General features: G+C 55.7%; 27 protein-coding genes. 8 read left to right on the forward strand and 19 right to left on the reverse strand.

Translation table 11 applies throughout. The annotated features are described in order from the left end of the window. Positions 1 to 79 precede the first annotated feature (79 nt). Both C0557_RS17715 and C0557_RS17720 read left to right on the forward strand, forming a co-directional pair. Positions 80 to 916 (forward strand): ATP-binding cassette domain-containing protein, encoded by an 837-nt coding sequence (locus C0557_RS17715; RefSeq protein ID WP_253073735.1) that lies wholly within the window; start codon positions 80 to 82, stop codon positions 914 to 916. A gap of 8 nt (positions 917 to 924) precedes the next feature. Then, entirely contained in the window at positions 925 to 1,758 is an 834-nt protein-coding gene (locus tag C0557_RS17720; RefSeq protein ID WP_208659908.1) for a proline/glycine betaine ABC transporter permease, read from the forward strand. On the opposite strand, the gene C0557_RS17725 is transcribed toward C0557_RS17720, so the two are convergent. From C0557_RS17725 to C0557_RS17740, 4 genes are all read right to left on the reverse strand, one after another. Then, entirely contained in the window at positions 1,752 to 2,135 is a 384-nt protein-coding gene (locus C0557_RS17725; RefSeq protein WP_208659910.1) for a hypothetical protein, read from the reverse strand. The genes C0557_RS17720 and C0557_RS17725 overlap by 7 nt on opposite strands. A gap of 145 nt (positions 2,136 to 2,280) precedes the next feature. Beyond that, positions 2,281 to 3,147, reverse strand: a complete 867-nt coding sequence (locus tag C0557_RS17730; protein WP_043952789.1) for an ABC transporter permease — start codon at positions 3,145 to 3,147, stop codon at positions 2,281 to 2,283. Next, positions 3,119 to 3,961 (reverse strand): ABC transporter ATP-binding protein, encoded by an 843-nt coding sequence (locus C0557_RS17735; RefSeq protein WP_208659912.1) that lies wholly within the window; start codon positions 3,959 to 3,961, stop codon positions 3,119 to 3,121. Before C0557_RS17735 ends, C0557_RS17730 begins: the two co-directional genes overlap by 29 nt. A 19-nt stretch (positions 3,962 to 3,980) precedes the next feature. Next, positions 3,981 to 4,988 carry an ABC transporter substrate-binding protein gene (locus tag C0557_RS17740; protein ID WP_064564680.1) on the reverse strand — a complete coding sequence of 336 codons (1,008 nt, stop codon included), beginning with the start codon at positions 4,986 to 4,988 and terminating at the stop codon, positions 3,981 to 3,983. A gap of 229 nt (positions 4,989 to 5,217) precedes the next feature. Between C0557_RS17740 and C0557_RS17745 the strand changes: the two genes are divergently transcribed. After that, the gene (locus tag C0557_RS17745) at positions 5,218 to 6,240 is read left to right on the forward strand and encodes a malate/lactate/ureidoglycolate dehydrogenase (RefSeq protein WP_208659914.1); all 1,023 of its coding nucleotides are present in this window, start codon (positions 5,218 to 5,220) and stop codon (positions 6,238 to 6,240) included. 175 nt (positions 6,241 to 6,415) lie between these two features. On the opposite strand, the gene C0557_RS17750 is transcribed toward C0557_RS17745, so the two are convergent. Together C0557_RS17750 and C0557_RS17755 are read right to left on the reverse strand one after the other, a co-directional pair. Further along, positions 6,416 to 6,703 carry a helix-turn-helix transcriptional regulator gene (locus tag C0557_RS17750; RefSeq protein WP_208659917.1) on the reverse strand — a complete coding sequence of 96 codons (288 nt, stop codon included), beginning with the start codon at positions 6,701 to 6,703 and terminating at the stop codon, positions 6,416 to 6,418. Further along, the gene (locus tag C0557_RS17755; protein WP_208659918.1) at positions 6,690 to 7,013 is read right to left on the reverse strand and encodes a type II toxin-antitoxin system RelE/ParE family toxin; all 324 of its coding nucleotides are present in this window, start codon (positions 7,011 to 7,013) and stop codon (positions 6,690 to 6,692) included. Before C0557_RS17755 ends, C0557_RS17750 begins: the two co-directional genes overlap by 14 nt. A 298-nt stretch (positions 7,014 to 7,311) precedes the next feature. On the opposite strand from C0557_RS17755, the gene C0557_RS17760 reads away from it, so the two are divergent. From C0557_RS17760 to C0557_RS17775, 4 genes are read left to right on the forward strand one after another with little or no spacing between them, the layout of a single operon-like run. Beyond that, positions 7,312 to 8,520, forward strand: a complete 1,209-nt coding sequence (locus C0557_RS17760; protein ID WP_208663016.1) for a SpoIIE family protein phosphatase — start codon at positions 7,312 to 7,314, stop codon at positions 8,518 to 8,520. Between the two features lie 8 nt (positions 8,521 to 8,528). Then, positions 8,529 to 9,110 carry a SiaB family protein kinase gene (locus tag C0557_RS17765; RefSeq protein WP_371813186.1) on the forward strand — a complete coding sequence of 194 codons (582 nt, stop codon included), beginning with the start codon at positions 8,529 to 8,531 and terminating at the stop codon, positions 9,108 to 9,110. Then, positions 9,103 to 9,519 (forward strand): DUF1987 domain-containing protein, encoded by a 417-nt coding sequence (locus tag C0557_RS17770; RefSeq protein ID WP_208659922.1) that lies wholly within the window; start codon positions 9,103 to 9,105, stop codon positions 9,517 to 9,519. Before C0557_RS17765 ends, C0557_RS17770 begins: the two co-directional genes overlap by 8 nt. Then, entirely contained in the window at positions 9,513 to 10,286 is a 774-nt protein-coding gene (locus tag C0557_RS17775) for a GGDEF domain-containing protein (protein WP_208659924.1), read from the forward strand. Before C0557_RS17770 ends, C0557_RS17775 begins: the two co-directional genes overlap by 7 nt. Positions 10,287 to 10,427: 141 nt before the next feature. On the opposite strand, the gene C0557_RS17780 is transcribed toward C0557_RS17775, so the two are convergent. The 6 genes from C0557_RS17780 to C0557_RS17805 all read right to left on the reverse strand — a co-directional run bounded on the left by C0557_RS17780 (position 10,428) and on the right by C0557_RS17805 (position 16,324). Further along, positions 10,428 to 10,919 carry a DUF943 family protein gene (locus tag C0557_RS17780; protein ID WP_208659927.1) on the reverse strand — a complete coding sequence of 164 codons (492 nt, stop codon included), beginning with the start codon at positions 10,917 to 10,919 and terminating at the stop codon, positions 10,428 to 10,430. Positions 10,920 to 10,972: 53 nt separating this feature from the next. After that, entirely contained in the window at positions 10,973 to 12,955 is a 1,983-nt protein-coding gene (locus tag C0557_RS17785; RefSeq protein ID WP_208659929.1) for a DUF3289 family protein, read from the reverse strand. A 399-nt stretch (positions 12,956 to 13,354) separates the two neighbouring features. Further along, positions 13,355 to 14,116 (reverse strand): amino acid ABC transporter ATP-binding protein, encoded by a 762-nt coding sequence (locus tag C0557_RS17790; protein ID WP_208659931.1) that lies wholly within the window; start codon positions 14,114 to 14,116, stop codon positions 13,355 to 13,357. Continuing rightward, positions 14,109 to 14,774, reverse strand: a complete 666-nt coding sequence (locus tag C0557_RS17795; RefSeq protein WP_074777394.1) for an amino acid ABC transporter permease — start codon at positions 14,772 to 14,774, stop codon at positions 14,109 to 14,111. Before C0557_RS17795 ends, C0557_RS17790 begins: the two co-directional genes overlap by 8 nt. Positions 14,775 to 14,788: 14 nt before the next feature. Beyond that, positions 14,789 to 15,430 carry an amino acid ABC transporter permease gene (locus C0557_RS17800; RefSeq protein ID WP_043952778.1) on the reverse strand — a complete coding sequence of 214 codons (642 nt, stop codon included), beginning with the start codon at positions 15,428 to 15,430 and terminating at the stop codon, positions 14,789 to 14,791. Positions 15,431 to 15,475: 45 nt separating this feature from the next. Next, complete coding sequence (locus C0557_RS17805; RefSeq protein WP_007370939.1) at positions 15,476 to 16,324, reverse strand: transporter substrate-binding domain-containing protein; 849 nt, start codon at positions 16,322 to 16,324, stop codon at positions 15,476 to 15,478. Between the two features lie 233 nt (positions 16,325 to 16,557). Between C0557_RS17805 and C0557_RS17810 the strand changes: the two genes are divergently transcribed. Continuing rightward, positions 16,558 to 18,030, forward strand: a complete 1,473-nt coding sequence (locus C0557_RS17810; RefSeq protein ID WP_208659933.1) for a PLP-dependent aminotransferase family protein — start codon at positions 16,558 to 16,560, stop codon at positions 18,028 to 18,030. A gap of 24 nt (positions 18,031 to 18,054) precedes the next feature. Here the strand turns inward: C0557_RS17810 and C0557_RS17815 are convergent, their stop codons facing one another. Genes C0557_RS17815 through C0557_RS17845 form a run of 7 tightly spaced genes read right to left on the reverse strand, consistent with a single transcriptional unit; the run spans position 18,055 to position 26,079 of the window. After that, entirely contained in the window at positions 18,055 to 19,323 is a 1,269-nt protein-coding gene (locus C0557_RS17815; protein WP_208659935.1) for a Zn-dependent hydrolase, read from the reverse strand. Between the two features lies 1 nt (position 19,324). Then, entirely contained in the window at positions 19,325 to 20,494 is a 1,170-nt protein-coding gene (locus C0557_RS17820; protein ID WP_208659937.1) for an amidase, read from the reverse strand. Positions 20,495 to 20,509: 15 nt separating this feature from the next. Next, positions 20,510 to 21,520 carry an ABC transporter ATP-binding protein gene (locus tag C0557_RS17825; protein ID WP_208659940.1) on the reverse strand — a complete coding sequence of 337 codons (1,011 nt, stop codon included), beginning with the start codon at positions 21,518 to 21,520 and terminating at the stop codon, positions 20,510 to 20,512. Then, the gene (locus C0557_RS17830; RefSeq protein ID WP_208659942.1) at positions 21,510 to 22,553 is read right to left on the reverse strand and encodes an ABC transporter ATP-binding protein; all 1,044 of its coding nucleotides are present in this window, start codon (positions 22,551 to 22,553) and stop codon (positions 21,510 to 21,512) included. The genes C0557_RS17825 and C0557_RS17830 overlap by 11 nt, the downstream gene beginning before the upstream one ends. A 4-nt stretch (positions 22,554 to 22,557) precedes the next feature. Then, a complete protein-coding gene (locus tag C0557_RS17835; protein WP_208659944.1) occupies positions 22,558 to 23,451 on the reverse strand; it encodes an ABC transporter permease in 894 nt (297 codons plus the stop codon). Positions 23,452 to 23,453: 2 nt separating this feature from the next. Beyond that, entirely contained in the window at positions 23,454 to 24,407 is a 954-nt protein-coding gene (locus C0557_RS17840; RefSeq protein ID WP_007370932.1) for an ABC transporter permease, read from the reverse strand. A gap of 13 nt (positions 24,408 to 24,420) precedes the next feature. Beyond that, on the reverse strand, positions 24,421 to 26,079 hold the full coding sequence (locus C0557_RS17845) for an ABC transporter substrate-binding protein (protein WP_208659946.1): 1,659 nt from the start codon (positions 26,077 to 26,079) through the stop codon (positions 24,421 to 24,423). Positions 26,080 to 26,103 lie beyond the last annotated feature (24 nt).

Genomic DNA, 26,103 nt, shown 5'->3' on the forward strand with positions numbered 1-26,103 from the left:
CCGCAAAGTTAAAATCAATTCTCCCTCCATTTCTTTTACGCTAGGGTGTAAATATCTTCCCGATAATAAAGCATGAACTATGTCACAACCGTTATTCGAGTTAAGCGCAGTCAATAAATCTTATTATTCCACGTGCAAAAAACGTCTGTTTTCCCGGCGCGATAACCGCACCGCAGTGCAAGCGTTGCAGGATATTAATCTGCAAATCTTTGCCGGTGAAATATTTGTCATCGTCGGTTTATCCGGTTCGGGCAAATCGACGCTGCTGCGCACGCTCAATCATCTTATTCCGGCCAGCTCCGGCGAGGTGCGCTTTCAGGGCCAGCCGCTTGCCGCGTTATCCGACCGCGAACTTATCGCGCTGCGTCGTGAACAGATGGGCATGGTGTTTCAGTCGTTTGCTCTGTTTGACGAGCGCAACGTGCTGGAAAACGTGGCGTTCGGGCTGGAAGTCGCGGGCGTTCCGCGGGAAGCGCGGGAAGCACGGGCGCTGACGATGCTGGAGAAAGTCGGGTTGAGCCATGTAGCAAAACAGTATCCGCACCAGCTTTCCGGCGGAATGCAGCAGCGCGTCGGGCTGGCGCGGGCGCTGGTGGTGAACCCGTCGGTACTGTTAATGGATGAAGCCTTTTCCGCGCTCGATCCGATTATCCGCCGTGAAATGCAGTCGCTGTTGCTGGTGCTTCAGGCCGAGGCGCAGCGGACAATTGTCTTCGTCACGCACGATATGGAAGAGGCGCTACGGCTCGGTTCGCGCATCGCCATTATGGAAAAGGGCAAACTGGTGCAGGTAGGGAAACCGGAAGCGCTGATCAATGCGCCTGCCACGCCTTATGTGCGTCACTTTTTCTCCGGCGTTGATGTTTCCCGCTGGCAAATGGCGGAAAACTACGCCGATATCTGGACGACACGCTAAGGAATACCATGGCTTATCCATTAGATTTTAGTCGGCAGATTGACGATGCCGTCCACGCGCTGCTGGCCCATGCTGGCGGATTATTTGACGGGATCGCCCGGGTCATCGATCTGTTTGCCGGTGGCCTGGAGCAGCTAATTAGCGCGCTGTCGCCGTGGGGGCTGGTGACGCTGGCGGTAGTGACTGGCGCATGGCGGATCGGCAAAGGGTTTGCACTGTTTGCCCTGCTCGCCACGCTGTACATCATTTACAGCGGTTACAGCGATCATGCGGCGATCACGCTGGCGCTGACCTTATCGTCCACCTTTTTCAGCCTGCTGCTCGGCATTCCGCTTGGCATCTGGAGCGCCCGCCGTGCGACCGTCGGCAGCGTAGTGCGCACCCTGCTCGATTTTATGCAGACCATGCCCGCGTTTGTTTATCTGATCCCGGCGACCATTTTGTTCGGCCTCGGCAGGCCGCCGGGCATTTTCGCCACCATTCTGTTTTCCATGCCGCCGGTGGTGCGGCTGACGGATTTAGGCATTCGCCAGGTGAGCAGCGCCCGGCTGGAAGCGGGCGTCGCCTTTGGTTGTACGCCGTGGCAGTTATTGTGGAAAGTGCAATTACCCGCCGCGCAGCCGTCGATCATGGCCGGAGTGAATCAAACGATAATGATGGCGATGTCGATGGTGATCATCGCCTCGATGGTCGGAGCCGGTGGACTGGGGAATGATATTCTCAGCAGCATTCAGCAACTGGAGATTGGCCTCGGTTTACAGAGCGGTATCGTGGTGGTGCTGATGGCCATTTTGCTGGATCGCCTCTCCGCCAGTTTTGCCCGCCGTCCGGCGGATCAATAACCGCGGAATTGCGCGCGTTGCCAGGCGCCGTCGACCAGCTCGGCGGCCGCCTGCGCCTGATCGCGGAAGTTCGCGCCGTAGAGCTCCATCAGCGCAGCGTGGCGGGTCAGGTAGCGCATCCCCTCTTCATCTTCGGCAATGCTTTCCAGAAACCACGCCGGCACGCCTTTTTCCAGCGTCTGCTGAGTTAGCGAAGCGTTGAATTGCGTGCGCAGAGAAGCGTCGGTAATCCACGACGGTTGCTGACGAACCATATTGCCCTTAATCGCCCGCAGCGCCGGCTGTGAACGGCGGTAATGTTCGTTAAGCCTCGCGGAATTCCACGCTTTCACAAATAACAGTAGCAGTACCGGGATCACACACCAGAATAGGCTCATCGCGCTCTCGTTATCTCTGTTTGCCATTTCCGGATAGTACTGACAAAACATTACAAAAGCCTTTGCAAAGATCAATATTTGGTTTTAAGAACGATACCCGGCAATCAACCTGCTGCCGGGCACAAAGAGGATAAAAGGCGGGAGATTAACGCTGCATACCCCAGCGTTTGACGGTAACTTTCTCAAGGCTGGCGAACACCACGCCTTCGACCAATAAACCAATGGCGATCACCGTAACCAGCCCGGCAAAGACGCGGTCGGTGAATAACTCGTTGCGGTTCTGGAAGATATACCAGCCCAGACCGCCCTGCCCGCTGGAAGCGCCAAACACCAGCTCGGCGGCAATCAGCGTGCGCCAGGCGAAGGCCCAGCCGATTTTCAGCCCGGAGAGAATGGCCGGTAAGGATGCCGGGATCAGGATCGTCACCACATAACGCGGGCCGCTAAGACCATAATTGCGCCCGGCCATGCGCAGAGTCTCCGGCACGCCGCTAAAGCCCGACCAGGTGTTCAGCGCAATCGGCCACATCACCGAATGCACCAGCACAAAGATCAGGCTGGCATTGCCAAGACCAAACCACAGCAGCGCCAGCGGCAACAGCGCAATCGCCGGTAACGGGTTGAGCATCGCCGTGAGCGTGCTGAGCAAGTCGCGGCCAAACTGAGTGGTCACCGCCAGCGCACTGGCCACCAACGCCAGCACGCTGCCAATCAGATACCCTTTCAGCAAAATGCTCAGTGAGTTAATAATCTTCTGCGGCAACTCGCCGTTGCGCATATCTTCGCTGAAGGCGTGCCAGGTTTGCAGCACGCCGGGCAGCATCAAATCATTGTGTTGCACGCGCGCGGCGATTTCCCATAACGCCAGCACCAGCAGCACAATAAAGGTTTTACGTAGCCACGCCATATTCCACAGCCGCTGGCTGAGCGGCAACGGCGCTTCAACGGCCACATCGCGCAGCGGCGGCAGTTCACGTTCAAATTCAGGACGAATGTAGGGTGGCTGCGACATACGCGGGCTCCTCACCGGAAACAGGAGATGTGCGGTTTCCGCCAGAGGGGAACAGCAGATCGTGAATATGCTGCGCGGCATGCTGGAATGCCTCGCTACCAAAATCGTTGAGCGTGAACTGATGGCAGTTCAACTCGGCGCGAACCCGCCCCGGGTGCGGCGACAGCACCAGAATACGGCTGCCGACCACCAGCGCCTCTTCAATGGAGTGCGTGACAAACAGTAGGGTAAAGCGCTCCTCTTCCCACAGCGCGAGCAATTCCTCCTGCATGGTGCGGCGCGTCAGCGCATCCAGCGCGGCAAACGGCTCATCCATCAACAAAATACGCGGCTTCATCGCCAGCGCGCGGGCGATTGCCACGCGCTGTTTCATGCCGCCGGAAAGGGTATGCGGCATCGCATCGGCAAACCCGGCTAGCCCAACTTTATTAAGGAAGTGCAGCGCCGTCTCTCTGGCTTCGGCGCGGCTGGCTTTGCGGCTGGCCAGTAGCGGGAACATGATGTTTTCCAGCACCGTTTTCCACGGCGGCAACTGATCAAACTCCTGGAACACCATCATCCGCTCCGGGCCAGGTGCTACGATCGTCTTGCCCTGCAACGTGATCTCACCGCCGCGCGGCGTCAGAAAACCGCCCGTCGCTTTCAGCAGGCTCGATTTCCCGCAGCCGGAAGGGCCAAGCAGAATAAAGCGGTCGCCAGGCCAGACATCAAAACTGACATCGTGGGTTGCCCGCACCAGCCGTTCGCGGGTGCGGTATTCAATATCAACATGGCTGACCTGCAACAGCGGCCCGTCGTTGTGGTGAGTTGCCATCGCGGCCTCCTGGGGTGGTTTAACTGCCTGGGTTTTCCCACGCTTCGTCGAAGAAGTAGTCTTTCCACGAGGCGGCTTTGTTTTTCAGCACCCCAAGTTCATGGAGTTTTTCGGCGTACACACCGGTGCGTTCCGGCGAAATGGTGAAGCTAATTTCCGGGTCGTTGACAATTTTCTGCACCAGCGGTAATGGCAGCCGTGATTTTTCCACGCGAATATAGGTTTCCGCCGCTGCATTTTTATCGGCATTGATGATTTTGGCGGCGTCGCTCAGGGCGCGATAAAACGCCTTATAGGTTTTCGGGTTCTCGTCGTGGAATTTCTGTGTGGTGTAAAGCACGTTAAAGGTAGCCTGTCCGCCCAATACATCATACGAGCTGAGAATTTTATGCACGTTGCTGTGTTCCAGCGCCTGATACTGGAACGGCGGGCTGGAGAAGTGGGTGGTAATTTCCGAACCGCCGGCAATTAACGCTGCGCTGGCATCCGGATGCGGCAGGCTGACGCTAATATTGTCGAAGCGTTTAAAATCGGCATCTCCATATAATTTGGCAGTTTCAATTTGTAATGTCCGCGACTGGAAACCGACGCCCGCAGCCGGGACGGCAATTCTGTCTTTATCGCTCAAATCTTTAATGCTTTTTACCGCCGGGTTATTACTGAGCAAATAGTTGGGCATGGAACCGAGCGAAGCAATGGCTTTGACATTCTGCCGATCTTTGGTGCGATCCCACAGCGTTAATAGCGGCGGCACGCCTGCGGAGGCCACATCCAGCGCGCCGGAGAGCAGCGCTTCATTCATACCGGTCGCGCCGGAAATGGTGCGCCACTCAACCTGAATATCCAGCCCTTCTTTTTTACCCTCTTTTTCAATTAGCTGCTGGTCGCGCACGACGTCCAGAATTAAATAACCAATGCCAAACTGCTGTGCAATGCTAATTTTCCCTTCCGCCAGCGCGGACGGGCTGATACCGCCAAGCGTGGCAAGCGCCAAAACGCCTGCGAGCGTCTGGTGTAATCTCTTCATCTCTGTTCCCCGTTTTTTTAATTTTTCAAAAGAAAATGATTGGCTGGCGGGGTCAGAAAAAGGAAATGATTTAATCTGCAATGCTTAGTTAAAAATTAACAATAGCCAGATAAGGCGCAGGCGTTATTCAGTGGGCGGGAAAGGATAGTTATTTTTAATGGTTAGGTGACAAATATATCCTCGTTATAGTCGAAAGCTCCTCTTTATTTCCTTAATGAGTTCAGGGTTTATGCCGTTATTTTCACATCAACAATTGCGCACGCTGCTGCAACAGCATTTGCTGCGGGTGAATACGCCTGCCGATATTGCGCAAAAAGTCGCAGATAATCTGGTTGAAGCCTCATTAAAAGGCCACGACTCCCACGGCGTCACGCTGCTGCCGCGCTATATCCGCGCCATTCTCGCAGGCGATCTGCAACCGGATGCTCGCCTGCGCACTGTACGTGATGCAGGTGCGGTGCTCTCCTTCGATGGCGGACACGGTTTCGGCCAGTTGCTGGGCGAACAGGCGATGCAGGCCGGGATCGATCGCGTGCAGCAATATGGCGTGGCGCTGGTCGGCTTATCCAATTCACACCATCTCGGGCGCATTGGCGCGTGGGCGGAACAGGTTGCCGCTGCCGGGCTGGTATCGATCCATTTTGCCAATGTGGCGGCCCCTTCGGCGGTACTGCCGTTTGACGGGCTGCGGGCCCGGCTCGGCACCAACCCGTTCTGCGTGGGTATCCCGCTGGCGGATCGCCCACCGGTGGTGCTGGATTTTGCCACCAGCGCTATCGCCGGGAACAAAGCCCGCGTGGCATGGAACGAAGGTCGCCCAATCCCACCGGGCTGTGCGGTGGATGCTAACGGTGAACCGACCACCGATCCCGGCGTGCTGATGAGCGAGCCACGCGGTGCGCTGCTGCCGTTTGGTGGGCACAAAGGTGCCGGGCTGTCGCTGATTTGCAGCCTGCTGGGCGCTGCGCTGACCGGCGGAGAAACCGAAAGCCATGACATTGTGCCGCGCGCAGGCATTATCAACAACATGCTGTCGATTCTGTTCGATCCCAAAAAGTTAGGCGCTGGCGAAAGTTATCAGCAGGAAGTGCTGGCGCAGGTGGACTGGGTACGCCACGACCAGCAGGGGCGCGATGTGCAGATCCCCGGCGAGCCGGAGCAGCGGGCCTGGGCGCGCCGGAGTGAAGAAGGGATCGCCATCGATGAGGTGAGCTGGCAGGAGTTTATCGCGCTGGAATCCTTAACAGCATGAAGTCGCACAAAATTTGGGGTTGATCGGAAAGATGATAAAGATTATCTTTCTCATTACCGAATAGTTGAGTCAAACACTCAGGTATTCGGTACGACATTGCTCACATTGCTTCCAGTATTTTTTGCCCGCACGTCAAGAGCGGGCTTTTTTTTGTCTGCGTTCCCGCAGGCAGAGTTTATAGCGTGATCTGGGGATGTTTTATGCCGCATGCTTTGGCATAGCGAGCCAATGTGTCCAGGCTGGTTTTGATAACATTCGCCTCCATGCGGGATACCGTTGGTGGCGTCACTCCCATACGTTCCGCAACCTGGGCACGAGTAAGCCCCGCGTGACGTCGCCATTCCGCCAGCATTGCCTGCAATCGCGCCTTACGCTCTTCAGCTTCATATGCAGCCTGAGTTTCCGGATCGGACATCAACCCGGCCCTCACAACTTCCCATTCCACACCTTTAGTCTTCTTCATTTAGCATCTCCTGTAGCCTTTCCAGGGCGAGGGTCATCTCTCCGGGAGGGGTTTTCTGTGTCTTTTTGATAAAAACTCTCAGCAGATAAATCGTCTTCCCTTTTTGATACACATACAGCCCCCTCGCGATATCCGTTCCCATTGTCCGAATCTCAAACAACCCATTACGAAGTGGTTTGCTATCAGGTTCCCTCAAGGAGGTCGGATTCATCTTTAGCTTTTCGATTAACCGGATAATTTTAGCTCTAAGAACCGGCGACAAGCGGGCAATCTCGTCAGGCACATCCTCATGCAAAATCACGTTAAACACGTGAATTCCTCCGTGATTCAATAGTAACACTCTGAGAGAAAATTGCATCAAAAGGCAATTTTCTCACAACAGAAACGACCAATGTGTCGAGCCGTATCAGCAAACACAATCCGAAAAGGTATTTACCGTTTCGTTACGCGATCAACTACGCGTTTCACCCCCTCGCCGAACTTCTTGCCGGGGTTTCACTTAAGTAGCAATAATCTTCCGTTATTCATCGAGTTACTTAATTGAAATCAAACCGTCACAAACGCCCCATAACCTAGGATTATTCTTAATACGGGGTTTTGCGTGGATGATGGACATACCGATCTCTTCCCGGCAGCTTAACGCGGGCATTTTGCGCCTTGCCGTCCCGCACGTGACGCCGGATGCCAATAACCAGCAGGTGATGTCGCTGTTTAACGAACACAAATCGTTGATCGGTCTGCCGGTGCTGGAAAAAAACCGGCCTATTGGCATGATTAACCGACATATTTTCCTCTCGCAGATGAGCCGCCCTTTTTTCCACGAGCTGTACGATCAGAAGAGCTGCATCGCGTTTATGGATAAAAACCCGCTGATTGTCGATGCGGATGCGGGCCTTGAATATCTCTCCGGGCGGGTTATTGAAACCGGCGACAAAGCGGTGACCGAAGGTTTTATCCTCACTGAAGAGGGGCAATATGTCGGCATTGGCCTCGGCATCGATCTGATTCGTACCGTTTCCGATTTGCAGGCCAAACAGCACCTGCAAATTATGCAAAGCATTGAATATGCGCGAATTATTCAGGAATCCATGCTCAGCCGTTCACGCACTGCGATTGATAAAACCCTGGAAGAGTGGTGCCTGCACTGGCATCCGCGCGACTGCGTCGGCGGCGATATTTATGCTTTTCAGCGCGCGGAAAATGGCTGGTTGATGGTGCTGGCCGATTGCACCGGGCACGGCGTGCCGGGCGCGTTTATGACGTTTATCTTCTCCTCGGCGCTGGAAAAAGCGCTGACGCTGGCGCCGATTGACGCGCCGGAGCAACTGCTGAGCCATATCAATCACCATATAAAACAAACGCTCAGCCAGATGCATCCGTCGGCGGACAGCGGCCAGTCAAATGATGGTTGCGACGCCATAGCCCTGTTTGTCGATACGAAAAACGAACAGATGTGCTGGGCCAGCGCCCGTATGCACGCGTTTTTGCTGGGCGCAGAAGCCCAGCAGAGCGAGGTGCTGGAGAGTTGCCGCAAAGGCGTGGGCTATACCGATACGCCGGTGGATTACCAGTGGCAGCGTTATCAGGCGCCGCTGCGCCGTGGTGACACGCTGTTGCTGGTTTCCGATGGCGTCACCGATCAGCCCGGCGGCCCACGCAAGGTGATGTTTGGTAAGAAACGTATTCAGTCATTGTTGGCGCAGCACCGCGCGCTACCGCTACCTGCGCTTTCCGACGCCCTTTTGACGGCGCTGACAGCGTGGCAGGGGCAGCAAACGTCACGCGATGACATGACATGGTTTGGTTTTCGTTGGTAGATAAAAGCATGCAAATAAACGACCTGCAGGTCAAAGACGCCGTTCTGTTACCCCTTTTTACGCTGCAACGGCAAAACGCCGTTGAGCTTTTTTATACCGGCTATTTTTCCCAGCAACATATTATTTCGCTGGGCGAAGTGATCCGTGCCTGGCTGGATAAACATGAATCCTCCGCCGTGACGCGCCGCAAACTCTTCTCGGCATTTATCGAGATGGGGCAAAACATTGTGCGCTACTCCGCCGACGATCGGTTTTTATCGGCCGTTGAACACGAGCTGCGCTTTGGTTCGGTCTGTTTTCATGTGGATCAGACCCATTACTACCTGGAAACGACAAACCTGGTGGGACCGGAAGCCTCCACGTTGTTACAAACGAACCTTGAAGTGTTGCGCGGCATGTCGCAGGCAGAAATCCGCGACGCCTGGAAGCAGGGGCTGAAAAGCGAAGCGCCGGCAACCAGCAAAGGGGCCAATATCGGTTTGTTGACCATGGCGCGCGATACCAGCGTTCCGCTGGAGTATCGCATTCATCCACTGGCGGCAAGCTCCCTTTCCGCCTTTCACTTAAAGGCAACGTTTTGCCATGACTGATATGACATTGACGCCGGCTATTGTATTGTCCGCCACCGCCGCCACACCGGAGGTGAAATTTGATTTTGCCGCGCAAAAGCTGCTGTTGAAAGGCGAAGCCTACCCGGAGAATGCCGCTGCGTTCTTCCGCCCGCTGCTGGATGCGCTGGAGAGCTGGCTGCAAAGCGGGCAACAGACCAGCGCGCCGCTGCAATTGCACGTCGCACTCAGCTATTTCAACAGTTCAAGCACCAAGCTGTTGTTTACGCTGTTTGAGATCCTGAATAACCACGCGAGAAGCGGCGCGCCGTGCGAGCTGCACTGGTACTACGACCCGGAAGATGACATCTCCGAAGAGTTTGGTCAGGAGCTGCGTATCGACTTCCCGTCACTGGCTGTGTTTCTTAACCCGGACATCACCGCATGCTAGATATTAATGAGCTCTTCAGGGAGGAGTATTCCGTACTCGAAGATGCCCGGCTGGCGGCTGCCGATGCGCAGCTTCCGGCGGAGGTCTGCCGCGAAAAGCTGTGGGCCGTTTCCAGACATTACCAGCGTCTGATCCGCGAATCCTATCGCCTGATCTCCCGCAGCGATCGCGCCGAGCGCGAACTGACGCGAATGAACGAGCAGCTCCAGCAACTTGCCGCGCGCCTGGAGTATGAAGCGACGCACGATCCGCTGACCGATGTGTTTAACCGCAGCGCAATCATCAACCAGATCAACAGCGGCCTGCTGAAAGGCGATGTGGCGCTGATCCTGCTGGATATCGATCATTTCAAACGTATTAACGACGAATATGGTCACCCGACCGGCGATCGGGTGATTTGCGCACTGGTGTCGCGCGTACGCCGTGCCGTGCCGGAGAGCGCCGCTATCGGTCGTGTCGGCGGCGAGGAATTTACCATTGTGCTGCCGAACGCCCGGGTGGAAGAAGCGATGATTACCGCCAGCTATATCCACGCCTCGCTGAATGCTTCGCCGCTGGACGTGTTGCCGCAGCAACTGGTCACCGCCAGTTTCGGCGTCAGTCTCGGCGTGAAAGAGAGCAGCTTCGAAACGCTGTACAGCGAAGCAGACGACGCACTGTATAACGCGAAAAAACGTGGGCGAAACCAGGTGGCGCTGCATGAGACTTTTTTTCATCTGCCGCCAGAACAGGGCTGCGCCGTGAGACCGGGCGGGATATTTAATTGAGATCGGGCTACATGCCGGACAAGCATAGCGCTATCCGGCAAAATGCTTATTGCTGCCAGTACGAAATTGTTCCATTCATTAAAACTCCGGAATTGTTCATTCCATGTCTCATCAAAAATGCATCAGCCAGAAAAACAGGAGTTATCCACCATAATTAATGTAATGAATATAAATGGGATTTCTGTTTACCATGCCTACCTTTTTATCAGCTAAAGTAGACTGCCTCATTTGAATAACAAAGAGTTGCTCTTCTTTTGAGATGCATTTTTTATTTTTCAACGCACCGTTTAAACAAATATAAGAGTCGCCTATCCAGTAAGTTAACTCACTCTTGTAGTAGGGTGATGATGTTTTATTATTTACAAACAGAATATCATCACAATCACTCTTAAATGGCTCCCATTTTTTAATGATCTCTTTACTGTTGCGCCACCACATTCTTTTTAACGAGAATTCAGACAGCGGCGCATCGTCAACTAACACCACCGTTGACCTACACTCTGTCCTCCATGCTTTATTATACTCTTTGTACTGATAAATTGTGCTCACATGCCCCTGTCGTAAAAAAAAAGCATATAGTGCGTAAAGCAGCCCCAAACACAAGGCGACAACAATGATTTTGAAATATTTCATACGGTAATCCCTCTACCTTCCACTTATATTGCTATTCTCAACCCTGAATAAAATCACCCTTCAATCTGTGCGGTAAAGCTAGCTTCACTGATAAAAGGTTTGAAATCATATAACTTATAACGCTGAAGCATAAACCATGAACAAAACCATGGCGTATTTTCAAAAAGCAGACAATTCAGATCAGAAAGATCCAATCCAAAATGATCCTGGATATGAAATCTCAAAGTGGCTTTATAATTTGTGCTAAAAATATCGCCAACACCTGTTATATCAAAGTCCTCAAGATAAATTTTGGTAGCATAAGTATCATGAACAGCAATGCCCAAACCATTAAACCAGTCAACATCATTAAATTTAGGAAGAACCACATTTTTACCAATGTTTTTATTTATATCATTTAAATCTAATGAGGACAGATAATTAAAATCATTTATACGCAACCGTTCATGAATGAAAGATTTTATATTAGCCACGCATACTCTGGTGGTTTCATGCTCCAGAAATGCCTGATTTAATAACTCATGACGAAAAACACCTCCTTCGTTTTTTCTGAATTTATCCAGCATAACCCTGATAAGCGGGGCATATTTCCCCCACGCAGTCCAGAAAGCCATACTCTCCATGCTGGCAAAGTGTTCTTCCACCGTTTTATTAAAGTTAAACAGGTTGAATTTAAATTTCTCCCCCAGTCCCAGTCTTCCCTGAGCAAGTATTTGCTCTTTGGTTAAATCACCATGCCGCATGTCGTCGGCGGTGAAGTCATTCATCTTATTGTTCGTGTAATAAATCACTCTGCGTTCTGCTTTTTGTAACTGAATCATCAGTTCGCGAGGATCGAAATGCCAGACGAGGCCGGTTAACTCCATCTGATTTTCCACGGGAAGTTTGTCGAAGAAACACAGCGCCTGAGCATGTTCCTTTAAGCTCGCGTAATCCTCATCACTCATCGGCTCAGGCAATTCGTCATTCGGCGCTTTCAGCCATGAAAAACGCACATCAAATGAAGCGAAATTCCATTCGAGTGGAAACTTACAGATAAACCGGGTTAAATCGCTATCCTGCTTCGCCAGCGCTTTTTTAACCATCGCGGAATTGCACTGACTGTCTGGCGTGGAATCATCATCAACAAGCGTCCAGCCCGCCCAGTCAGGAAAATCGGCATCCGTCCAGGTGTTTATCGTTGGGGATGACACATCAACCCACCCTTCACCTCCGGGGTATGCCACCCGTATCCATTCGCTGTACGTTTTATATCCGCTGACCGCTGGCGGAGGTTCACAAATATAATCAACAGCAACCGCGGCTTCTCCCACGCTTTCGTAAATACCATCGGCTTTACGTAAAGTGCGGGTCTTACTCCCTTCATGGGCGATATAGAGCGCTTCTGAGATGAGGCAGCAAGGAGATGCCGACAACGCATAAGGCGTACCTCCCGCATAAATAGCGGTCCCTTCAGGAAGAAAAAAATAGCGATGACCATAAGCCGTTCTCTCTTCTCCGGGGGCACTGACATCCAGATTGCCCTGCTCACGGCCACACAGCATCTTCAGCATTTCGGAAGGACAGCACATCTGGAAATGGTACGCATTGACCCCACTGACCATGCCAGATGTGCCAATCACCTGACCTCGCCTTACACGCATGCCCGCTTTCCCCTGAATTTCAGGTCGAACCTGTTTCATGTGCATGGTTAGCGAGTAAAGCACGCACGATACCGGGTCTTCGCCAATCAGCATTTCATGTCGAATAAGGACACATCCATTGTCTGTTTTGCCATCGTAGTTGAGGGGTTTTCGATCCCGCTTCTCCGCCGGTGCAGGATCGTTCGCATAGACAATCACGCCATCGGCAACCGCACGCAGCGGATTGGCTAACGCGCCGGTATCGGTATGGGGAATATGAATGCCGCCATGCCACGAATTGACACCGTTTACCGGGTAAGCGCGGTGCGAAATAACCGGCATGGTGCGCATGACCCATGCGGCATAATCTTCATTGTCCTGGCGGGGAAACAGAATAGGCGGTGAAATTTGCATCAAAGCATTCCTTACTGATGAGTCAGCGCCAGGGAAGCGCTTCGCTGGCGGCTTGCCTGCGCCCGAACTGTTCCATGTCAGGCGGCTTAATCTGTTGTATGCAAACAATACATACAATAAATGCGGGTTATCGTGCGTTAACTGAATAGCTCAGGCAATCGGTTTGAGATTAATAATAAAAAATCAGAATATTTTTGCAGAGCCTCGCCATTTGTATTTTCCGTGAAATCCTGACGTTGTCCCCAATAGTGAACGCCGCGGTACAAATGCCGCTGTTGCAACCTGTTTACTGATAAAAACCCAACGCGGATAGAAAGAAAACGCCCGGTGGCGCTAACGCTTACCGGGCCTGCAAAATACGCGGATGAAATGCTTTCTGCATTTGAATAATCAGTGCCTTCACCGGCTCGATTGCAAAAACTTCCTCACCCTGTCCGAATCCGGATTGGTGAAAAACTTCTCCGGCGGCGCTTTCTCGATCAGCAGCCCTTTCTCCAGAAACACCACTTCATCCGACACCTGGCGGGCGAAATCCATCTCGTGGGTCACCACCACCATCGTATAACCTTCTGCCGCGAGATCTTTCATCACTCCCAGCACCTCATTCACCAGTTCCGGATCGAGCGCCGAAGTCGGTTCATCGAAGAGGATCACTTCCGGCGACATCGCCAGCGAACGGGCGATCGCCACGCGCTGTTTTTGCCCGCCGGAAAGGGTAATCGGGTAGACATCGGCCTTGTGACCCATGCCCACTTTTTCCAGCTGACGGCGGGCAATCTCGTTTGCCGCGTCGCGCTTCATGCCTTTCACATGCACCAGCGCTTCGGTGACGTTTTGCTGCACCGTTAAATGCGGCCACAGGTTAAAACTCTGAAACACCATCCCGACCCGCTCGCGGATATGGGAGAGATCTTTGTGCGACATCGCTTTACCCGTCTTCTCATCCACCCCAATGCGCTGGCCGCTGATGCGCACTTCACCGCGATCCGGCTGCTCCAGCCAGTTCATGCAGCGCAGCAGCGTCGATTTACCGGAACCGGACGAACCCAGAATGCTCACCACCGTGCCCTTCTCCACCGTCAGGTTGATATCCCGCAATACTTCAACGTTATCAAACTGTTTGGACAGGTTTTTGATGCTAACCGCGCTTGCTTCAGGCATGGCTCATTCCTCTTTTAGCTCCATAATGACTTAACCGCTTAATCAACAACTCCAGCAAAATGCTGATCCCCCAGTAGAGCGCAATGGCGACAATAAAGGCGTTAAACGGAATAAAGTAAGTTGACTGCACGCTATTCGCAGCGGCGGTAATCTCCTGCACGGTAATAATGCACAGAAACGCGGTATCTTTCAGGCAAATAATAAGCTGATTGCCCATTAACGGCAGCGACGACGAAAAGATATTCGGCAGAATAATACGGCGAAAAGTTTTATAGCGTGAAAAACCCTGCGACTGCGCGGCCTCAATATACCCGGCGGAAAATATCCGCCGCTGGCTGCGTAATATTTCGAAGAAATAAGCACCGTGATAAATCACCAGTGCCAGCAGACCGGCGGTCCAGGCATCCATACTGATACCCACTTGCGGCAATCCGTAATACAGCAGATACGCCAGAATTAAAAATGGCACGGCGCGCATCAGGCTGACAAAAGCGATAATCAGACGATTAATAACGCGATGCTGATACTCCATGACATAGCACAGCGTAATACCAATAAACAACCCGACAACGGCGGCGATAATAAACAGTTCCAGCGTTGCCAGCAGCCCGTTAAAAAAACTCTCACGCGCCGCCCAAATAATTCCCCACTGATTCATATCTCCTCCGCCTCTTATCGCGCCAGGCGCTTGGCTTTACGTTCGGCCGCGCCCTGCAACTTCAGCAGCAGGCCGATGATAATAACGTACAACAACCCGGCGGCCAGGATCGGCGACAGCGGTTCATAGGTCACCGAGGAAATACGGTTGGTGACGCGGGTTAAATCCACCACACCGATGATGGCAATGGCCGGGCTGCCTTTAATCAGGAACGACATCTCATTGACCAGCGCAGGCAGGCTTTCAATCCACATCTGCGGCAGCATGATTTGCCGGAAATAGGTCCAGCGCCGCATACCGACGGATTCCGCCGCTTCCCGCTGCTCACGCGGAAAATTACGAAATGCGTTGCGCCAGATTTCGGCGTTAAATGCCGAGGTATTTAACGTCAGCGCCAGAATAGCGGCGGGCGTTTTATCGAGATTAATGCCGAGCGTCGGCAGCGATAAAAACAGAAACAGCACCAGCGTTACCAGCGGCGTCGCGCGAGCCAGGCTGATGTAAACCACCAGCAACTGATCAATAACCGGGATCTTCAACATGCGGATAAAGGCGATCACCAGGCCAATCACCACGCCGAAAGCAATCGCCACGCAAGAGATCCAGAGGGTCGTCCATGCGCCTTCAATCAATAACTGCCACGAGATTAAGTCCATGTTCCCTCCTGTTAAAACGTGCGGCGGTGCCCCGCCGCGTTACACTTACAGACCGGCTAACTTGTGGAACTGATCGGCGCTGGTGATCGGCTCTTTCGGCAATTCGTAGGTCTCACCGAACCATTTTTTCTGCAACTCAGTCAGCTTGCCGGTTTCGGTCATGTGGTTCATAAACCCGGTCATGAACTTCAGCAATTCCGGCGAGTTTTTCGGGATTGGCCAGGCCATATAGCCAGGGCCAGAAACCGCCAGCCCTTTGGCGAATACTTTCGGCTTCGCTTTCACCAGGTCGTTCACCGAAATCACCACGTTAATGACGTAATCGACGCGTTTGTTCGCCAGGTCAGCATAGGCTTCCGGGTAGGATTGATACTCAACCACCGGACCAAGTTTGCCGCCCACTTTTTCCAGCATCGCTTTCAGTTCCGGCAAACGCGCCAGCAGTGCGCTGCCCGCCTGAACACCCACTTTTTTACCGCTGAGATCGGCAATGGTATTTAACGTTTTGTCATCGGCGCGTTTCACGAAATAGTGCTGTGCGGATGCCCACGGCGGGGTGAAATTAAATACGTTGAGGCGTTCGTCGGTAATTACCGCGCCAGTGAGGGCCATATCATATTGCCCGGTAGAGACCGCAGCGAGTAAGCCGGTCCACGGCAAAATACTTTGGTTGATATTGAATTTTGCGTATTTACGCAGCTCTTCAAGCATGTCCTTGTTAAAACCATCCGTCTGGCCGTTATTCATAAAGTTAAACGGCGCATAATCATCTTCGGTCGCGACTTTCATCGTGCCGGATTTTTCAATTTCAGGTAAATCCGCTGCCACTGCGTGTAATGAAAATGCCAAAGAGATCATGGCTGCAAGACAATATTTGCCGAATACTTTTTTCATCTCTCCACCCTTATTTAATTTGCCAGACCGGTACATTCCAGGGGTGCCGGAAGCTTTGCAAGATATATGCCGAATCAGAAACTCGCCCGGCGTTTTGTGACTGCGTTTTTACAATAGGGAGGCAAAGTCGCTTCTGAATAGAGCCAGTTTTTGCAAATGGATGTGTCAGTTTGCCGGAATCTGGTATGAAACTTGCTCAACTCCTGTAGAAGATATATCGAGAGGAGTGCAGCATGATTCGCCATCTACTGAACGTAAATTTTGACGCCCGGCGTGGACTGCAGGAGCAAGTTCGCGAATCGCTGGTTAATGCCATTCTGAGTGGTATTTTCCCGGCTGATACCCCTCTCCCTTCGTGCCGCCAGCTCGCCAGCCAGCTTGGCGTCTCGCGCAATACCACGGCGCTGGTGTTTGAAAGCCTGGTCAACGAAGGTTATCTGGTTAGTCGCCCGCGCAGTGGTTACTACCTGCATCCGGATTATTATTCCGCTGGCCCAGCGAGTGGGCAGAGTATCGCGGCTGCACCCGAATGCGAGGGCGATGCACCACGATGGGGCAATCGCCTGAAAATTACCCCCAGCCAGCAGGAGTCGATTCTCAAACCCGCCGGCTGGATGCACTACCGCTACCCGTTTATCTACGGCCAGCCCGACACCCAGCAGTTTCCCCTCGCCACCTGGCGCGCGGCGGCAAACTGGCTGCACGGCGGCGTGCGCGATCCGGCCTGGGTGATTGACCATATCGACCAGGATGTGCCGATGCTGGTTGAGCAGATCCGTACACGCGTGCTGCCCAAACGCGGCATTGTCGCCGCGCCGGATGAAATTCTGATTACCCTTGGCTCGCAAAACGCGCTCTACCTGCTGACGCGCCTGCTGATGTCTGAAGAAACCCGCGTGGCGGTGGAGAACCCCAGCTTTCGCGAAGCCATCAACACCTTTTTATTAAGCGATACGCAGATTGTGCCGCACCCGGTAGACAGCGAAGGGCTGGTGCTCAATGACACGCCCTGCGACTACTACTACGTGACACCAGGCCACCAGGTTCCGACCGGGGTGACGATGAGCAAAGCGCGGCGCACGCAGTTGCTGGACTACGCCACCCGCCACGATGCGGTGGTGATTGAAGATGATTACGACTCGGAAAGTAACTTTATGCAGAACCCGCTGCCCGCGCTGAAAGCCAGCGATCGCAGCGGACGGGTGATCTACGTCAGCAGCCTGTCGAAAGCGCTCTCGCCGGGGCTGCGCCTTGGATTTATGGTCGCCGCGCCGGAGATTATTGATGAGGCGCGCGCGCTGCGCCGCCTGGTGTACCGCCATCCGCCGACCAACATTCAGTACCAAATGGCGCATTTCCTCGCCCAGGGGCACTACGAAACCCATTTGCGCCGCTACCACGAGGATTCCGCCCGCCGCTGGGACAGCCTGCACAATGCGCTGCGCACCTTTTTACCGGAGTGTCAGATGATGGACGGCAGCGAGCATGCCAACGCGTTCTGGCTGCGCACGCCGGAGCATATCAGCACGCAGCAACTGACCTGGCGGGCCGCGCATGCGGGGGTACTGATTGAACCTGGCGCGCGCCATTTTCTCAATGCCGCGCCGCCGGATAACTTTTTCCGCATGGGCTTTCACGCCATTAACCCGCAGGCAATTGCCCCCGGTGTGGAAGTCCTGCGCGGGCAGCTTGAGCAGTTCTGCTAAACCGCCCCGATGAGGGCGGTTTTCTCACTGTGCTTTCGCGTACTCCATCATCACCTGCAACAGCACATTTGCCCCGGCAGTGACATGTTCCGGCGCGGCATACTCAATTTCGTTATGGCTGATGCCGTCTTTGCAGGGAATAAAGATCATTCCGGTCGGCGCAAGGTAGCTCATATAAACCGCATCGTGACCAGCGCCAGAGACAATCGGGCGCGACGAATAACCAAGCTGCTGCGCCGCGCGGCCAATCGTCTGCTGGCACTGCGCGTCAAACGGCGCGGCCGGATAGTGGCTGACCTGCTCCAGCGTGACGCCCAGCCCCGTTTCCTGAGCCACTTTGGCGGTAAAAGCACGCAGTTGCGCGTCCATCTCATCGACGGCAGCATCGCTGATGTTGCGCATATCCACGGAGAATTTCACTTCGCCCGGCACCACGTTGCGGCTGTTCGGATGCACCTGCACCATACCCACCGTGCCGCGCCCCTGCTCGCTGCGCCCGGCAATCGCCACCACTTCCTGCATAATGTGCGTCGCCACCTGCAACGCATCCTGGCGCAGATGCATCGGCGTTGGCCCGGCGTGGGATTCCATCCCCGTAACGGTGCAGTCATACCAGCGGATGCCCAGTACGCCCTGCACCACGCCGATCACTTTTTCCTCTTCTTCCAGAATCGGCCCCTGTTCGATATGCGCTTCAAAGTAGGCCGCCAGCGGATGATCGCCCGGTGTTTGCTCGCCAATGTAACCAATCTTCTCCAGCTCTTGCCGCACGGTTTTGTCTTCGGCATCGGTGGCGGCGTAGATTTTCTCCAGCGGGAAAACGCCAGCAAAGACGCCGGAACCCATCATCACCGGCACAAAGCGCGAGCCTTCTTCATTGGTCCAGAACACCACTTCCAGCGGATGCTCGGTTGCAATCTGCAAATCGTTGAGCGTACGCACCACTTCCAGCGCGGCCAGCACGCCAAAGTTACCGTCGAATTTGCCGCCGGTCGGTTGCGTGTCGATATGGCTGCCCGCCACAATCGGCGGCAGGTTCGGGTTGCGCCCTTCGCGGCGCATAAACACGTTGCCGATTTTATCAATGGTGATACTCAACCCGGCCGCTTTGCCCCAGCCAATCACCAAATCGCGCCCCTGACGGTCGAGATCGGTTAACGTCAGACGACAGCAACCGCCTTTTGGCGTCGCGCCGATTTTCGCCAGCTCCATCAGGGAATCCCATAACCGCTCGCCGTTAACCCGGCAGTCGCTCAGCGCCAGCGCGCGGCTGTGCAAAACTTCGCTTGTCATCTTATTTCTCCTGCATAAAGGTGGTAGCCATCGACACCAGTAGCGCATCGCTGCCGCACGGGCCGATCAGTGAAATCCCCAGCGGCGCGCCGTCAATCGTGGTCACTGGAATATTGACCTGCGGGCGACGAGTCAGCACCGCTATCAGCAACAAGTCGTGAGAGATGCGCCGCGTGGCTTCGATCTCTTCTGGTGCGGCCGTTAATAACGGCGCCGCATCCGGCACGGTCGGCAGTAGCAGAATGCGATCGCCCAGTTGCGTCTGCCACCAGGCGGTAAAGGCTTCGCGAAGCTGGCACGCCGCAGCGAACTCCGCCTCCGTGACCGCTTTGCCGTATGCAAAGCGCTCCGCCACATCCGGCCCCAGTTGCATGCCCAGCCTTTCAATGTTATGGCCCTGCGACTGCCAGGCTTCATAGCCCTGAATCTGGCGAAACGCGGTGTAAACGGCTTCGCGCTCCGGCAGCGGCGCATCCAGCGAGGCGATCTCACCAAAGTGTTGCGCGAGCTTTTCCCGTACCGGCAGCAGCGCCTGCTGGCTGTGCGGCGGGAGCGCGGCAAACAGCGCTTCATGGCAGGCCAGTTCAGTCTGCGCGGGTGTGAAGGTGTCGTCACCGAGCAGGCAACGGGCTGCTGCGCTAAACGCCTGTGGCGTGCGGGCGAAGAAACCGCAGGTGTCCATGGTGGCGCACAGCGGCTGGCAGCCTGCCAGCGAAATGCGCCCGTGGGTTGGGCGCAGACCAAACAGGCCGCAATAGCTGGCAGGCGTGCGCACCGAACCGCCGGTGTCGGTACCGAGCGCGATATCACACAGACCATGGGATACCGCCGAGGCCGAACCGGACGACGAGCCGCCAGGAATGCGCAGCGGCGCTGCGCCATTGCGCGGCGTACCGTAATGGATGTTATGGCCGCTCATCGAATAGGCCAGTTCGCTGGTATGGGTTTTACCGACAAACCGCGCACCACCGTCCAGCAGCATTTGCACGGCGGGCGCAGTGGTGGTTTTGATGCCCGAGGCAGCAAGCACGTGCGGGTTGCCGCCGCCCGTGGGATAGCCTGCGACATCAAACAGATCTTTTGCCGCAAACGTCAGGCCGCTCAGCGGGCCGCTTTCCGCCTGCGGCACAGCGACGAAGGGATAAGGCATAAAAGCCCGTGGATCCTGCATGTTACCTCCCCGGTTTCAGGCGAATGCCTGCTGTGGTGTGATGTCGGTTGTCAGTTCGCGCCAGCGGTGGCAACTGACCACATGGCGTTCGGCGACCTGTTCCGTAACGGGTTGTTGCTGGTGGCAGACAGCCTGCGCGTGAGGACAACGGGCGGCAAACGCACAGCCCGGCGGCAGAGCGGCCAGATCCGGCGGCGAGCCGGGAATGCAGTGCAGCGCATCGCCCTTTTTCAGCCCCTCTTTCGGGCGGCTGCCGAGCAGTACGCGGGTGTAGGGATGGCGCGGCTGCGCGAGAATGTCGGCAATCGGTGCCTCTTCCACGATGCGCCCGGCGTACATCACCGCCACCCGATCGGCGATCTCCACCGCCGCACCAATATCGTGGGTGACGAAGATAATCGACAGATCGCGCAGTTTTTGCTGCTCACGCAGCAGGATCAGGATCTGGATTTGCACGGTGGCATCCAGCGCGGTGGTCGGTTCATCGGCCAGCAGCAGTTCCGGGTTGCAGGAGAGCGCCAGCGCAATCATCGCCCGCTGGCGCATGCCGCCGGACATCTCATGCGGATAGGCCTCAAGACGGCGCTCCGGGCTGGGAATACGCACCTGGCGCAACACCTCCAGCGCCCGCGCTTTCGCATCATTGCGCGACAGCCCTTCGTGACGCCGCAAGCCTTCCACAATTTGTTGGCCGATGGTGTAAACCGGGTCAAACGCCAGCAGCGGCTCCTGGAAAATCATCGCGCAGATTTTCCCGCGGTAGTGGCGCAACTGGCGGCTGTTCATTGCCAGCACCGCTGCACCGCCAACATTCATCGTGCCGCTAAGCTGGCTGCTCTGCGGCGGATGCAGGCGCATCAAGGCCCGCAGGGTGACGCTTTTACCGGAGCCGGATTCGCCAATCAGCGCCATCACTTCGCCTTTGCGGACATCAAACGAAACGCCGTTGACCGCATTGACGGTCTGCCCGTCACGGCGAAATTCGACGCGAAGATCGCGAATATGGACGAACGCTTCATGCGACATCACTCACCTCCTGTAGCGGAATATCCCGGTGCCAGGGCGAATCCGGCTGCGCCATCAGGCAGGCGCTTTGATGCGCCTCGCCAACCAGCGCCAGTTGCGGTTTCACCTGCGAACAGACCGCTTTTGCGTGCGGGCAGCGGGTATGAAAACGGCAGCCCGCAGGCGGTGAAATAGGGCTTGGCGGATCGCCGGAGAGCGGCGAAACCTCGGTGCGGTTATGCGGGTCCATCGACGGCATCGAGCTAAGTAACGCGCGGGTATAAGGGTGCGCGGAAGCGGTAAACAGCGCTTCCGCTGGGCCAATTTCCACCACTTCGCCGAGGTACATCACCAGAATGCGATCCGACAGCCAGCGCACCACATGCAGATCGTGGCTGATAAACACATAGGTGAGATCGAGGGTGCGTTTTAACTCCTGCAACAGTTGCAGCACCTGCGCTTCCACGGATTTATCCAGCGCGGAAACCGCTTCGTCGAGGATCACCAGCCGGGGTTTCATCGCCAGCGCGCGGGCAATATTGACGCGCTGGCGCTGACCGCCGGATAAGGCGTGCGGATAGCGGTGCGCAAACCGCGCAGGCTCCAGCCCAACGTGCGCCAGCAAATAACGGGCATACTCACTGGCCTCTTTGCAGCTGATGCCGTGTACCTGCTGGCCAAAGGCGATGCTCTCTTCCATGGTCATGCGCGGGTTCAGCGAGGCGTAGCTGTCCTGAAACACCATCTGCACCTGGCGGCGGTAGGCTTTCAGCGGCAAGCGCGATGAACCGACAGCCTCGCCATCAAACACCAGTTCGCCGCTGTCCTGCGTCAGCAGTTGCATCAGTAACCGGGCGGTGGTTGATTTTCCGCAGCCGGACTCCCCCACCACGCCGAGGGTTTCCCCCTTGTGCACTTCAAAGCTGACGTTATCCACCGCCTGCACCACGTCATGGCCTTTACGCACGCCGAGGTGAAAATGCTTCAGCAGATTGTTCACCCGCAGCAGCGGCTGCGCCGGGCCGCCAATATCGACATTGATAAAAGGTTGCATGCTGTTACTCCTTGATCGCCATGGCGGCGCGCAGACGATCCGCCAGAACGTTAAACGAGATCGAGGTGATGAAAATCATCATCCCCGGCAGCGCCGCCACCCACGGCTGGGTATAAATGGCGGTGCGCAGCGTGTTGAGCATCAATCCCCATTCTGGCTCCGGCGGACGCACGCCAAGGCCGAGAAACGACAAGCCGGAAGCGAGGATCATGCAGACGGAAATCAGGCCGGTAGAGAAGACGAAGATCGGCCCCAGCACATTACCCAGCACCTGCACACGAATAATGGTGAACGCACTGGCGCCGGTGGCGCGGGCGGCATCGATATAATCCATATGCCGCACCTGCGCGGTGACGCTTTCGGCAATGCGCGCCACTTGCGGCACAAACACCAGCGTCAGCGAAAGCAGCGCATTGCCAATGCCTGCGCCCATCGCGCCGGAGAGCGCAATCGCCAGCAACACCGACGGAAAGGCGTAGAAAATATCTATGGTGCGCATGATCAGGGTGTTGGTTTTCCCGCCGGTATAACCGGCGATAATCCCGATGGTGCCGCCGATAAAAAAGGCGAACACCACCGGCACAATCCCCATAAACAACGACAGGCGCGTGCCGAGGATCAGGCGTGAGAGCATATCGCGCCCCAGCTCATCGGAACCGAGCGGGAATCCTTCGGTGCCGATCGGTTTCAGGCGCAAAAACATTGAGGTCTGGTAAGGATCTTTGAGCATCAGCCACGGCCCGAACAGTGCCATCAGCAGCAACAGCAGAATAATGCTTCCGACCACCATGCCCGTGGGATCGCGCAGTAACCGCGCGCCCACGCCGCGCCAGTAGCCCTGCGTCGCCGCAATCGGCGCGGCGGCAACGTTGATTTTTGGCGTTACGCTATCCACCATCGTTAGCTCCTCTTAATGCGCGGATCGAGAGAGGTTTGCAGCACATCCACCAGCAGATTGAGCAGCACGAAGAACAGCGCCAGCACCCAGATCGTCCCCTGTAAGAGTGGCAAGTCGCGCTGGAAGATGGCGGTATTGAGCAGCAGCCCGGTGCCGGGCCATGAAAAGACCGTTTCTACCAGAATCGAGCCGCCCATCAGATAGCCAACCTGCAAGCCCATCACCGCCAGCGCGGTCGGCGCAGCGTTTTTCACCACATGCAGAAAGATGCGCGATTCATTGAGGCCGCGGGCGCGCAGCCCGACGATAAACTCCTGGCTCAGAATATCCGCCACCTGCGAACGCACGGTGCGGGCGATAATGCCGGTGGGGATCACCGACAGCGTGACGGCGGGCAGCAGCATAAATTGCAGATGCGCCCAGTCCCACTGCCAGCCGGTTTCGCCAATCGGCCCGCCGCCGGTAGCGGGCAGTAGCGCGAACTTGACGCAGAACACAATCACCAGCAGCATGCCGAGCCAGTAGTGCGGCACGCTGACACCGAAGACCGAGAGCAGCGAGGCCACGCGATCGATAATGCTGTTGCGAAAGTAGCCCGCGACAAAACCAAACAGGCTGCCGAGCACAAAGCCAATCAGCGTTGCCAGCAGCGCAAGGCGCAATGAGTAGGTGACGGCGGTCATCACCTCGCTCATCACCGGACGCCCGGTGGCGATCGACATACCCAGATCGCCATGCAGCGCCCGCCACAGCCAGTGCACAAACTGCACCGGCAGCGGCTTGTCAAAACCGTAGGCCTGCATCAGCGTCTGGCGCATCGCTTCGGACGCATCCGGCGGCATCACCGACACCAGCGGATCGCCCGGCGCGATTTGCACCAGCAGAAAACAGATTACCGCTACCCCTAACATGGTCGGAATAGCCAGCAAAACGCGGTAGAAAAGTGTGCTGATCATGGCCCCTCCTCGGTTACTCTTTCTTGCTCACCAGACTTAAATCAATAAACCAGCTCTGCGGTTGCACCACGCCGGTCACGGCCGGGGAGATGGCGCGCGGGCCAACGTCGTGCGCCACAAACAGGAACGGCACCTGATCCACCAGCGCGGCATGCAGCTCACCGGCGGCTTTATCCATCTCGGCCGGGGTGAAAGCGTGTTTGACGGCGGCCGCCAGTTTTTCGGTTTCCGGCGAGGTGAAGTAACCCCAGTTGGTGGCGGTAGGCGGGAAGGCTTTTGCAGTAGAGAAGCGGATCATGCCGAAGTACGGGTCGGTCACCGCCGCGCTGACGTTGATGGCATTAACCCCCTGCGCGGACGGATCTTTCGCTCCTAAACGCCAGTTGGTGAACAGCGTGTTCCACTCGTTGACCTTGATATCAACGTTGAAATAGCAGCTTTTCAGGCTCTGCTGGATATATTCATTCATCGGCAACGGCTGCATCTGGCCGGAACCCGAGGCGGAGGTCGCCACGGTAACGTGCAGCGGTTTGCTTTCGCTATAGCCCGCTTCAGTCATTAACTTACGTGCAGTATCGGGATCGTATTTGATCTGGAATGTCGGCTTGCCACGCCACGGGTTGCCCTCTTCATAAACGCCAGTGGCTTCGGACATATAACCGCCGAGATAGCTTTTCAGCTCGGAACGGTTGAGGCAGAGGTTGGCGGCTTTGCGCACGCGAATGTCGCGCCACGGCGAACCTTCCAGGAAGGAGAACTGCCACGGCCAGAGGTGCGGCTGGGTGTTGGCGTAGATTTTAAAACCCTGCGCTTTGATCTGATCGACCGCATCCGGCGCTGGCGCTTCAATCCAGTCCACCTGTTTCGACAGCAGCGCGGCGGTGCGGGCGTTGGCTTCCGGTAGCGGGATCAGCACCACTTTATCGACGCGCGGGATGCGGTCTTTGTTCCAGTAATCCGGGTTTTTATCGAGGATCAACTGCTGGCGCGGCACCAGTTTTTCCAGCTTGAATGGCCCGCTGCCGATGGCCTGCGAGGCAAAGGTGGTCCATGCTTGTTTGCTGCGTGCGGCGGTATCGCCTGTTGAAGCCGGAACCGCGTCATAGATTTTCTGCCACGCTGTCGGCGAGACAATAAACAGATTGGTGATGTTGTACGGCAGCAGTGCATCCGGCTCTGAGGTGGTGAGCGCGACCGTGTGATCGTCAATTTTTTCAGCGCCGGTCAGCGTCGGCATACGCGATAACGTGTTGCCGATTTGCCCCGGCGCATATTGCGGCGCGGCTTTATCCAGCACTTTACCCACGTTCCAGACAATGGCGTCGGCATTCACTTCCGTGCCGTCGTGAAACTTCACACCAGGGCGCAGCGTGAAGATCCAGCGGCTCTGGTTTTGCGGATCAACATGCCATTCGGTTGCCAGCCCCGGCACCAACCCGCTCGGTTTTTCGCCTTGCGACAGATCCCACTCCACCAGCGCGTCATATAGCGGAATACCGGTAAAGCGATTGCCTTCAAAGCCCTGGTCGGGCTGGCCCAGCGTTAACGGGATATCCGCTGCGGTCATGGCGATACGCAATGTTGAGGCCTGCGCCTGCAATCCCCCTGCCAGCGCCAGTGCGCCAATCGCGGCCGCAATACGGTGTTTACGCCAAAAAGATTGATTAAGCATCACAGTGTCCCTGTTAAATAAATG

The sequence above is a fragment of the Kosakonia sp. MUSA4 genome (assembly GCF_013085925.1).
Taxonomy (GTDB): Bacteria; Pseudomonadota; Gammaproteobacteria; order Enterobacterales; family Enterobacteriaceae; genus Kosakonia; species Kosakonia sacchari_B.